General features: G+C 43.7%; 8 protein-coding genes and 1 pseudogene. 8 read left to right on the top strand and 1 reads right to left on the bottom strand.

The features are described 5' to 3' along the window. The first annotated feature begins 47 nt into the window (after nucleotides 1–47). From ELZ11_RS04840 to ELZ11_RS04875, 8 genes are all read left to right on the top strand, one after another. Entirely contained in the window at nucleotides 48–1,313 is a 1,266-nt protein-coding gene (locus tag ELZ11_RS04840; RefSeq protein ID WP_137356225.1) for an NAD(P)/FAD-dependent oxidoreductase, read from the top strand. Nucleotides 1,314–1,543: 230 nt separating this feature from the next. Then, on the top strand, nucleotides 1,544–2,572 hold the full coding sequence (locus tag ELZ11_RS04845; protein ID WP_244291607.1) for a polyamine ABC transporter substrate-binding protein: 1,029 nt from the start codon (nucleotides 1,544–1,546) through the stop codon (nucleotides 2,570–2,572). Nucleotides 2,573–2,661: 89 nt separating this feature from the next. Then, the gene (gene lhpI, locus ELZ11_RS04850; RefSeq protein WP_137356226.1) at nucleotides 2,662–3,639 is read left to right on the top strand and encodes a bifunctional Delta(1)-pyrroline-2-carboxylate/Delta(1)-piperideine-2-carboxylate reductase; all 978 of its coding nucleotides are present in this window, start codon (nucleotides 2,662–2,664) and stop codon (nucleotides 3,637–3,639) included. 174 nt (nucleotides 3,640–3,813) lie between these two features. Continuing rightward, nucleotides 3,814–4,728, top strand: a complete 915-nt coding sequence (locus ELZ11_RS04855; RefSeq protein WP_137356227.1) for a dihydrodipicolinate synthase family protein — start codon at nucleotides 3,814–3,816, stop codon at nucleotides 4,726–4,728. Between the two features lie 253 nt (nucleotides 4,729–4,981). Next, complete coding sequence (locus tag ELZ11_RS04860) at nucleotides 4,982–6,148, top strand: ABC transporter ATP-binding protein (RefSeq protein ID WP_137356228.1); 1,167 nt, start codon at nucleotides 4,982–4,984, stop codon at nucleotides 6,146–6,148. Further along, nucleotides 6,145–7,452 (top strand): ABC transporter permease, encoded by a 1,308-nt coding sequence (locus ELZ11_RS04865; protein ID WP_137356229.1) that lies wholly within the window; start codon nucleotides 6,145–6,147, stop codon nucleotides 7,450–7,452. The genes ELZ11_RS04860 and ELZ11_RS04865 overlap by 4 nt, the downstream gene beginning before the upstream one ends. Before the next feature lie 2 nt (nucleotides 7,453–7,454). Further along, entirely contained in the window at nucleotides 7,455–8,303 is an 849-nt protein-coding gene (locus ELZ11_RS04870) for an ABC transporter permease (RefSeq protein ID WP_137356230.1), read from the top strand. A gap of 344 nt (nucleotides 8,304–8,647) precedes the next feature. After that, nucleotides 8,648–9,661, top strand: coding sequence for a hypothetical protein (locus ELZ11_RS04875; RefSeq protein ID WP_208746680.1), 1,014 nt, complete (start codon nucleotides 8,648–8,650; stop codon nucleotides 9,659–9,661). Nucleotides 9,662–9,683: 22 nt separating this feature from the next. Here ELZ11_RS04875 and ELZ11_RS04880 read toward each other — a convergent pair. Next, nucleotides 9,684–9,784 (bottom strand): annotated as a pseudogene (locus tag ELZ11_RS04880) (IS110 family transposase); the annotation flags it as partial.

Consider the following 9,784-nt stretch of genomic DNA (forward strand, 5'->3'; position numbering starts at 1 on the left):
ATATTTTATACAATTTTGTTGGTGAAGTGTGATGGGGAGCAAAACAAATGTCGATTGAAAAACAATCAAAGGGCGTTTCAATAGCAGTCGTTGGGGGAGGCATTATCGGTTTATGTTCAGCGTTAAAGCTGCAATTAGAAGGGCACCAAGTAACGGTATTCGACCCATCGGGCGCTGGTTCAAAATGTTCGAAAGGCAACGCCGGCCACTTTGCAACGGAGCAAATACTCCCACTGTCCAACCCGGGTTTGATTCCCCAATTGCCTAAAATGTTACTTTCTCCAAAAAGTCCAGTTTCAATACGATTTAGAGACCTGCCCAATACCGCTGGTTGGATGTTTCGTTTCTTAGCTAAAGCGAGAGAAAAACCAACTAACCATGCGACATCTGCACTTACCGAGTTAAACAGTCGAGCGATGAGTAGCTGGAATAAACTGCTCGAAGATGTGGAGCTGAGCCACCTAATTAAATCTGAAGGTTCATTGCTGGTATTCGAAAGTGAACAGTTATTTGAAAGCTACCAAGCGACCTTAGAAAAAATGAAATCTCATGGGGTTCGTTGGGAAATATGGGAAGGTAACCTGCTGAGAAGTCGCATGCCAAACCTAGCCGATACAGTAAAGTGTGGCGTGTTCTTTCCTGATACGTCGCATACCACCGACCCTTATTATATGTGCCTTGAGCTAAAGTCATCATTCATCTATTGGGGCGGAAAATGGCAGCAAGACAAAGTGGAAAACGTTAAATCCGACCAAGTTGGAAGTGTGGTGGTAACGGATAAGAGCGCGCATCATTTTGATAAGGTAGTGATGGCAACTGGTGCTCAATCTGTCCCTATTATTAAGAAAGTAACCAATATCAAAGTGCCGCTACAAGCTGAGCGAGGTTACCACTTGATGGTGAATACACCACATGAATTACTCCCTATCCCTGTTAGTTCAGCCGATAGAAAGTTTATCATGACGCCGATGAAGCATGGGCTTAGGCTTGCAGGTACAGTTGAGTACGCTTCGATAAAATCTCCCGCCAATATGCAGCGCGCAAACATGCTTAAAAACCTCGCTAAAGGGGTGCTGAAACAACCAGTTCTCGAAGGTGATTTAGGTAGCAAGTGGATGGGGAATCGACCTTCATTACCAGATTCTTTACCGATCATTGACCAGAACGAAAAGGGAAATATTCTGTTTGCATTTGGCCATCAACATCTTGGTTTGACTCAGGCGGCAATCACGGCTGACCTCGTTTCGGATATGGTGAATGGCAAGCAAACTACGTTGGATTTGTCGCCATATCGCTTAACAAGATTTGGTTAAAATTTTTTCAAATTTAATATTGTATAAAATATACAAGCATATTATGTTAATAAAAAGTTAACCAACAATGCATCTAAAAGCAGTATCCAGATGCACAAGAAAACCAACAAAAGGAGCTACACATAATGTCTAGAATGACAATTGCGCCACTTACACACTTGGTTTCGAGATCATCGGCTTCAAAAGGATTGTTGTCACGAACAGTACTTTCAGGAGTTGTGGTTTCAGGGATGCTGCTTGGATCTACGGCTTACGCTGAAGATAAATTAACCGTCGTGTCTTGGGGCGGCGCTTTTACTAAAAGTCAGGTAGAGGCGTATCACAAACCGTTCATTGCAGAGTCTGGTGTTGAGCTGATATCCGAAGACTTCAGCGGCGGCCTTGCAGAAATTAAAGCGCAGGTTGAAGCCAACAAAGTGCGTTGGGATCTAGTCTCACTTGATAAGCCCGATATTGTTCGTGGCTGCGCAGAAGGGTTACTCGAACCGCTGGATCCGAGCATTCTGCCTGCTGGTGCTGATGGAACGCCTGCGAAAGATGACTTCATTGAAGGTGCGATTCACGAATGTGCAGTCAATACGATTGTTGTTTCTACGGTGCTGACGGTAAACGATGATGCGTTTAAAGGAAAAGCGCAGCCTAATAAGTTGGCTGATCTATTTGATTTGACTAAGTTCCCGGGTCGTCGTGCATTGCAAAAAATGCCACAAGGGAACCTAGAATGGGCACTGATCGCTGACGGGGTTAAACCAGAACAGGTTTATGAGATGTTAGAGACAACAGAAGGGCGCCATCGCGCATTTAAGAAACTAGATACCATTAAGCCTCAAGTGGTTTGGTGGACAACTGGAGCGCAGCCACCGCAAATGCTTGCCGACAAAGAAGTCGTGATGGCCTCTGCGTTTAACGGCCGTATCCACAGTGCAACTACTGAAGAAGGCCAACCATTTCGAATTATTTGGGATCACCAACTCGGTTACATGAATGGCTGGGCGATTCCGAAAGGTAGCCCTAATACTGAATTAGCGTTGGACTTCATTAAATTCTCATCTGGAACACAGCCACTTGCCGACCAAGCCAAATATGTCGCTTATGGCCCGACGCGTAAATCCTCTTCAGCGCAAATTAGCCCTGAAATTTTAGCAAGCCTACCAACCGCGCCGAACAACTTTAAAACTGCCTTTTTAATTGATGATGCTTGGTGGTCGGATTATGCCGATGAGCTTAATGAAGAATTCAATACGTGGTTATTGAACTAACTAATACGAAGGGCGCACCCAAACGCAGCAGTTTGGGTGCTTTCGAAAACTAGATGTCGGAACGCGATGGATTTTTATTAGGAGGAACAATGTTGAATTTAGATGCCAAGCAGATTGTAGGCTGCTTGACAATGAAAGGGCTCATAGATTCGATGCGTGCCAGCTACCAACGTCCCGCAACGATTCCGCAACGCCGAGTGATGGCATTGGAAGAATCAGGGTATGAGGCATTCGCGTTACTGCCAGCTTGGAACGAAAACTTAATCACAGTGAAAGCCTTTACTTACTTTCCCGAAAATCACCTTCAAGACAAAGACAGTCTTGCGTCTAAAGTGCTGGCGTTTGATCGCCGTAACGGTGAACCACTGGCATTGCTTGATGGAAAGGTTTTGACATTTTGGCGCACCGCCGCTGCGTCTGCACTGGCTGCGGATTATCTCGCGCGAAGTGATGCCAACCAATTGTTGATTTGTGGTACGGGAAATTTAGCGCCTTACATCGCTTGGGCTTATGCCGCCATAAGACCTTTAACCGAAGTCGTGGTGTGGGGAAGGGATGAGAAGAAAGCGAGGTGCTGCGTTGATGCAATTATCTCAGGTTCGGAATATCAAAGCTTGCCAGTCGAGCGACAATTTAAGGTTGAAGTCGCTACGGATGTCAATCAAGCCGTAGTTACAGCCGACATTGTGTCTTGCGTAACAGGTGCACCTTCACCGCTGTTTGCCTGTGGTTCGGTAAAGCCAGGTACTCATATTGATTTAATTGGCAATCATGATAGAGACAAACGTGAGTGTGGCAGTGAACTTGTTCAAAAGTCTCAGGTTTACGTAGATAGTAAAATCAACGTGTTAGCCGAGGCTGGGGATCTATTAATCCCAATTGAAGAAGGTGTCTTCCAAGAAGAGAATATTCAAAGTGAGTTACCAGATTTATGCGCAGGCCGTAATGGCGGTAGAGCCGATAACGACGCTATAACTCTGTATAAATCGGTAGGAAGTGCATTGGCCGATTTAACTGCAGTTCAGTATGTATTGGCCAGTTACTCACAAGGTGATCGAGTGAAATAATCAATGCTGACTCGTTATATCACTTTGTTATATAAAAATTTCACCAGAAATAGATGTTACACGAAGGAATATTAGCTTCACACATACCCATTTAGTCTCGGTTTTAAATTTATGAAATACCGAGTTTTTTATCGCAAATTAAAATTGCATACAATATACAAAAGGATGTTACAGATGAAAGTAGATTGGAAAGGTGTATACCCAGCAGTAAGCACACAGTTTCGCGCAGACCAAACCATCGATCTTGATGCGACTCAAACCGTGATTGATAACCAAATCAATGATGGTGTCAATGGAATCATTTGTCTTGGCACTGTTGGCGAAAATTGCGCGCTTTACCCTGAAGAAAAGCGTCAAGTTCTGAAAGCCGCACAAGAAGTCGTGGCCGGGCGTGTTCCTCTTATTGCTGGTACGGCAGAATCGATCACAACCGCTGCGGTTGATTATATGCAAGATGCACAAAAAATTGGAATTGATGGCTGTATGGTTATGCCTCCTATGGTTTACCGCACATCCGATACAGAGACCGTTGATTATTACGGGACACTGGCAAAAGCAACGCCAGATATGCCAATCATGATCTACAACAACCCTGTGTCTTACGGGGTGGATGTGAACCTTGAAATTATGAGCCAACTTGCGGAATTTGAAAGCATCGTCGCAGTGAAAGAATCAACAACAGATACACGCCGAATCACAGAACTGTACAACCGCTTTGATGATCGCTTTACGGTATTTAGTGGTGTTGACGATATCGCACTAGAGTCTTTAATGCTGGGCGCTACGGGGTGGATTTCTGGCCTGACGAACGCTTTCCCTGCTGAGTCAGTTGCGATCTATAAACTTGCAAGCCAAGGTCGATATGCAGAAGCGCTAGAGATCTACCGCTGGTTCTTACCACTACTACGCCTCGACACGATTCCAACACTAGTTCAGTGCATTAAGTTGGCAGAACAAGTATGTGGCCGCGGTTCTGAACAAGTACGTGCGCCGCGCCAAAACCTTAAAGGTGAAGAACGTGCACAAGTGATCGCGATGGTGGAGCGAGCTATTGCAACTCGTCCAGACCTGTCGAAATACAACCTGTAACCGAACTAGCTTAACTCGGTCATTTATGTCCGCTGTATTTTGAACTAGCTCAACAGCGGAATAGAAGGGGCGTCAGCAGAAATGCGCCCCTTCAACTTTCTATACCAATAATAAAAATAGCAATTCACATAATTAAACAGGCATTACGGCCGTTTTGACCAATTGTTGTGGGAGAACCAATTCAAGGGGATCTCAATTGGGTTTATTTATCCGGATTGACTTGCTGAATAAAGCGATGAAAAAGGGACGACACATGAACACAAGCAACAAGGATTACGTGACATTCCAGCACGTACAAAAAACCTACGATGGCGAAAACTTGGTGGTGAAAGACTTCAATTTAGCCATTGCCCCCGGCGAATTCGTGACCATGCTTGGGCCATCTGGCTCAGGTAAAACGACATGCCTGATGATGCTAGCAGGGTTTGAAACTGCAACTCGTGGCGAAATCTATATTGATGGAATCCCCGTTAACAACTTAGCCCCACATAAACGTGATATCGGCATGGTGTTTCAAAACTACGCGTTGTTTCCCCATATGACGATTGCCGAGAACCTCGCATTCCCTCTGAAGGTTCGCAAACTGAACCAAGGCGATGTCGACCGAAAAGTGATGGCAGCTTTAGAAATGGTCGAGCTTGCACATGTTGCTTTTCGCTACCCCAAGCAGCTTTCTGGCGGGCAGCAACAACGCGTAGCCTTGGCGCGAGCTTTAGTATTTGAACCCAAGTTAGTTCTGATGGATGAGCCATTGGGCGCGTTAGATAAACAGTTGCGTGAGCAGATGCAAATGGAAATCAAACATTTGCATGAGAAGTTAGGCATCACAATATTGTATGTGACTCACGACCAAGACGAAGCGCTTACAATGTCTGATCGTATCGCTGTATTTAATAATGGAGCAGTACAACAGTTGGCGACGCCTACGGACTTGTACGAATCTCCAAGCAATGCTTTTGTGGCTCAATTTATTGGAGAAAACAATCAAATACATGGTGTGGTTTCTGATGTTGAATCAGAAACATGCACAGTAAAAGTCGGGCAGCAGAATGTTCTCGCCAAACCTGTTGCTGTTGGTATTTTGGGTGATGCCACTACGTTATCAATTCGACCTGAGAAGATCAGCGTTTCTCCAGAAGAGTTACAGTGCGATAACGAATTTAGCGGTCAGCTGCGTGAAATGATATATCACGGCGACCACCATCGATTGGTCGTTTCGGTTCCCGATTTAGGCGAGCTGATTGTGAAAGTGCCAAACGATAACCGAAATACGGCGCCATTGAAACTTGGTGAGGCTTGTACAATTGGCTGGCATAGTAGAGATTGCCATGCTCTAGATTCGACGGCCTCGTTAGCGGCAGAAAACTCAGCAAATCAAACATCGAATCGTGAACACAGTGAACAGGGAGTGGAAGCATGAGTAGAGAACTTACTTGGCTTGGCTCCGTTGTGTCGCTACAGAAGAAAATCACCCAACGAAATGGCGATTTAAAATCCCAGCTCATTCGAGCAGAACGCCGAAAACAAAAACGAGCAGTATTGCTAGTTATGCCTTTGGTCGCTTTCATTTGCTTAACGTTCGCATTTCCTATTATTGAAATGCTTTACCGAAGCGTAGACAACAAAGCAGTGCCGAATGCCTTTCCTCAAACGGTTGTCGCAATAAAAGGATGGGATTTCAATGGCCTGCCAGATCCTCAAACCCAACATATCTTTGCATCTGAACTACTAGAAAGGTATCAAGACAAAACCCTACCTAAGTTGGCTAATCGCCTTAACATTGAAGTCTCGGGTATGCGTAGCTTGCTGATGAAAACTGGTCGAAAATTAGCAAAGTTGGATAACGTTGCAGGTGCAAACGCTTCACTGACTGATGGAACCAAGTCCATAGATCTGTCTTCGCTAGATAAACGGTGGGGCAAACCTAAATATTGGGCAGCGATAAAGAATCTGAGTGGGGCTTACACTCTCAGTTATTACTTGGCTGCATTGGATATGAGGTTTGACGAACAAGGAAACATCGCTCAACAGCCAGATACTCGCCAAGTCTATGTCGATTTATTTTTGAAGACGTTTGGCATGTCACTAGCGATTACCGTGATTTGCTTAGCCATGGCTTATCCGGTGGCTTATTTACTTGCCAACCTACCTGATAAACAAGCCAATTTGTTGTTGATTGTGGTGTTGCTTCCTTTCTGGACATCGCTGTTAGTAAGAACGACTTCTTGGATCGTGTTGCTGCAAAACCAAGGCATAGTGAACGACCTAATTTTGTGGCTTGGATTAAGTGCAGAAAGAATTCAGATGATGCACAACACCTTCGGCACGATTGTCGCGATGGTACACATTCTTTTACCCTTTATGATTTTGCCGATTTATAGCGTGATGAAAGGTATCAGTCCGACGTATTTTCGTGCTGCTCGCTCGTTAGGTGCGACGCCAAGCATGGCGTTCATAAAGGTGTATATGCCGTTAACGTTGCCGGGTATTGGGGCCGGGGCGCTACTGACATTCATTTTATCTATTGGTTTCTACATCACTCCGGCGCTAGTTGGGGGAAGAAGCGGGCAAATGATTTCTAATATGATTGCTTACCACATGCAAACTTCGCTGAATTGGGGAATGGCAGCGGCGCTCGGCGGATTACTGTTAGCTGTGGTGCTTGGGCTGTTTTATGTGTTTAACCGAGTGGTTGGTATTAACAACATTAAGGTTGGAGGTTAGTTATGGCGCTACCCATTTATTGTACAAAAGGGGAGCGTACTGGATATTACGCTTACCTAGCTTTTTGTGGTTTGGTGTTCTTCTTTTTAATCGCGCCTATTCTTATCATCATTCCATTATCTTTTAACGCCACGCCTTATTTCACCTTTACCGAAGGCATGTTGAACTTAGATCCCGAAGCCTATTCCGTTCGATGGTATCAAGACATGTTCACCAATAGTCAGTGGTTAACGGCATTAAAAAACAGCACGATCATAGCGCTCGCATCAACTTTGGTCGCAACGGCGTTAGGCACGTTGGCGGCGATGGGGCTCTCATCGAGCAAGCTTCCTATGCGGAACGTGATCATGGCATTGTTGATCTCTCCAATGATTGTTCCTGTGATTATATCGGCTGCGGCGATGTATTTTTTCTATACCCGCTTTGAATTGTCGCAAACCTTTACTGGTATCATTTTGGCTCACGCTGCACTAGGAACACCCTTTGTGGTCATCACCGTAACGGCAACGCTCAGTGGCTTCGACCATAGTTTGGTTCGAGCCGCGTATAGTTTGGGAGCTAACCCTGTTTACACTTTTCGCCATATCACTTTTCCATTAATCCGCCCTGGAATGATTTCTGGTGGGCTGTTCGCTTTTGGTACATCGTTTGACGAAGTGGTTGTCGCACTTTTTATTACCGGAGCCGAGCAACGAACCGTGCCGAGACAAATGTGGTCGGGGATACGTGAACAAATAAGCCCAACAATTTTAGCGGTCGCAAGCTTACTGATATTAATGTCGGTATTGCTACTTTTAACACTGGAAATGCTCAGAAGGCGAAATGTGCGAATAAGAGGGATAGCGGAATAGAGGGGCGTAAGTACTCAAAAGTTACCTGTTCACGCGGTTAAACCGTTTGAACAGGTGACCACAGTATAAACCAACTTTGGTGGTGATTAAGATCCGAGCAAGGCTTCTTAATCACCACTTTTTTGTACTGAATATCTATACATGCAGACAAGGATTTAACGGAATTCATGCTATATAGAAAAATTCTATAATTTGTCGGCGAGCATACAGACGAAACCAATAAGTATTTGTTATAAAAGGGCTTAGTTCGGTATAATTGAAAGCAGTGAAAAACTAGACAGAATGATTCTGCATTTAAATATAGAATTTTTCTGTCTAATAGCTGTTAGTTTATGGGGGGGAGAATGAGAACAAGATTTAAACTAATTGTACATGAGTCTACAGGGCAAAACTACGAGGACTTATTTGTAAAAATAATGAGCTATGTAGATCCTGATTTTAAGGCAGTTAAAGCTCACGGCAATATAGGTGATAGAGGTAATGACGGCTGGAACTCAGAGCATGGCAGATACTACCAAGCGTATGCACCAGAAGAATTACCCAAAAATAACGATACAGCTATCAAAAAGTTGAAATCTGACTTTCAAAAACTAAAGTCTTACTGGGACAGTATCTCTCCTGTGAGGGAGTTTTATTTTGTTGTTAATGACAAATTCAAAGGCGTGTCTCCTCATGTAACGAAAGCGCTATCAGAAATAAAGGATGAAAATAATTTAGTAAATGTACGGGTGTTTGATAGTCGTGATCTTGAGAAAGCTTTGTTTAGCTTAGATGAACGATTGATAAAAGATATAGTTGGTTCACCTCAACAAAACTCGGATAATTTTTATCAATATATTGTGCAGGAAACAACTCGCCGATTGAATTTAATTGATTGGATGCGAATGAGCGATAACTTGATTGCAAATAGTATCGAAGATGATCTTATTGATAGTTTTTGTAGTTATGGGTGCTTAGTTTCGAGGACTACATTCCCAGGAGAGTACCCAAAATTAGACGCAGCGATTATTGAACTATCTAATCGTGTGGAATCTTTGGTTCAGCATTTTACTAATTCAGAGTTTGCATACTTAAATGAACAAAGTCTCTGGTGGCAGCGTGATAGACGTTGGAAAGGAACTTTGCCTCATGACGAATATGAAAAAAAGTATGAACTGAGTGAAAATTGGACAATGCAGCTTTTGCGGTTACATTCAAACTTGGTTCATGCTTTAAATCTATACGCTAAAGAGGTTAGGAAAAGTGTTGTTTCAGATTATTTCATGCACCAAAGCTTTGTTGTTAACGATTCAATGGGTGTTTATAACAACTTAGTTGGTTACGAATTTACTCCAAGTGAGTTTGGTGAAATAAACTAACAAGAGACTATGGCGTCAATAGTTAATTTTTGGCGCTATCCTTATCCCACATAACACCATCTCTTAGCATTGAATTGAGTATCACAACCATCTTTCTCATGCAGGCAACGATTGCTACTTTTT

The sequence above is a fragment of the Vibrio profundi genome (assembly GCF_005281835.1).
In the GTDB taxonomy this organism is placed as follows: domain Bacteria; phylum Pseudomonadota; class Gammaproteobacteria; order Enterobacterales; family Vibrionaceae; genus Vibrio; species Vibrio profundi.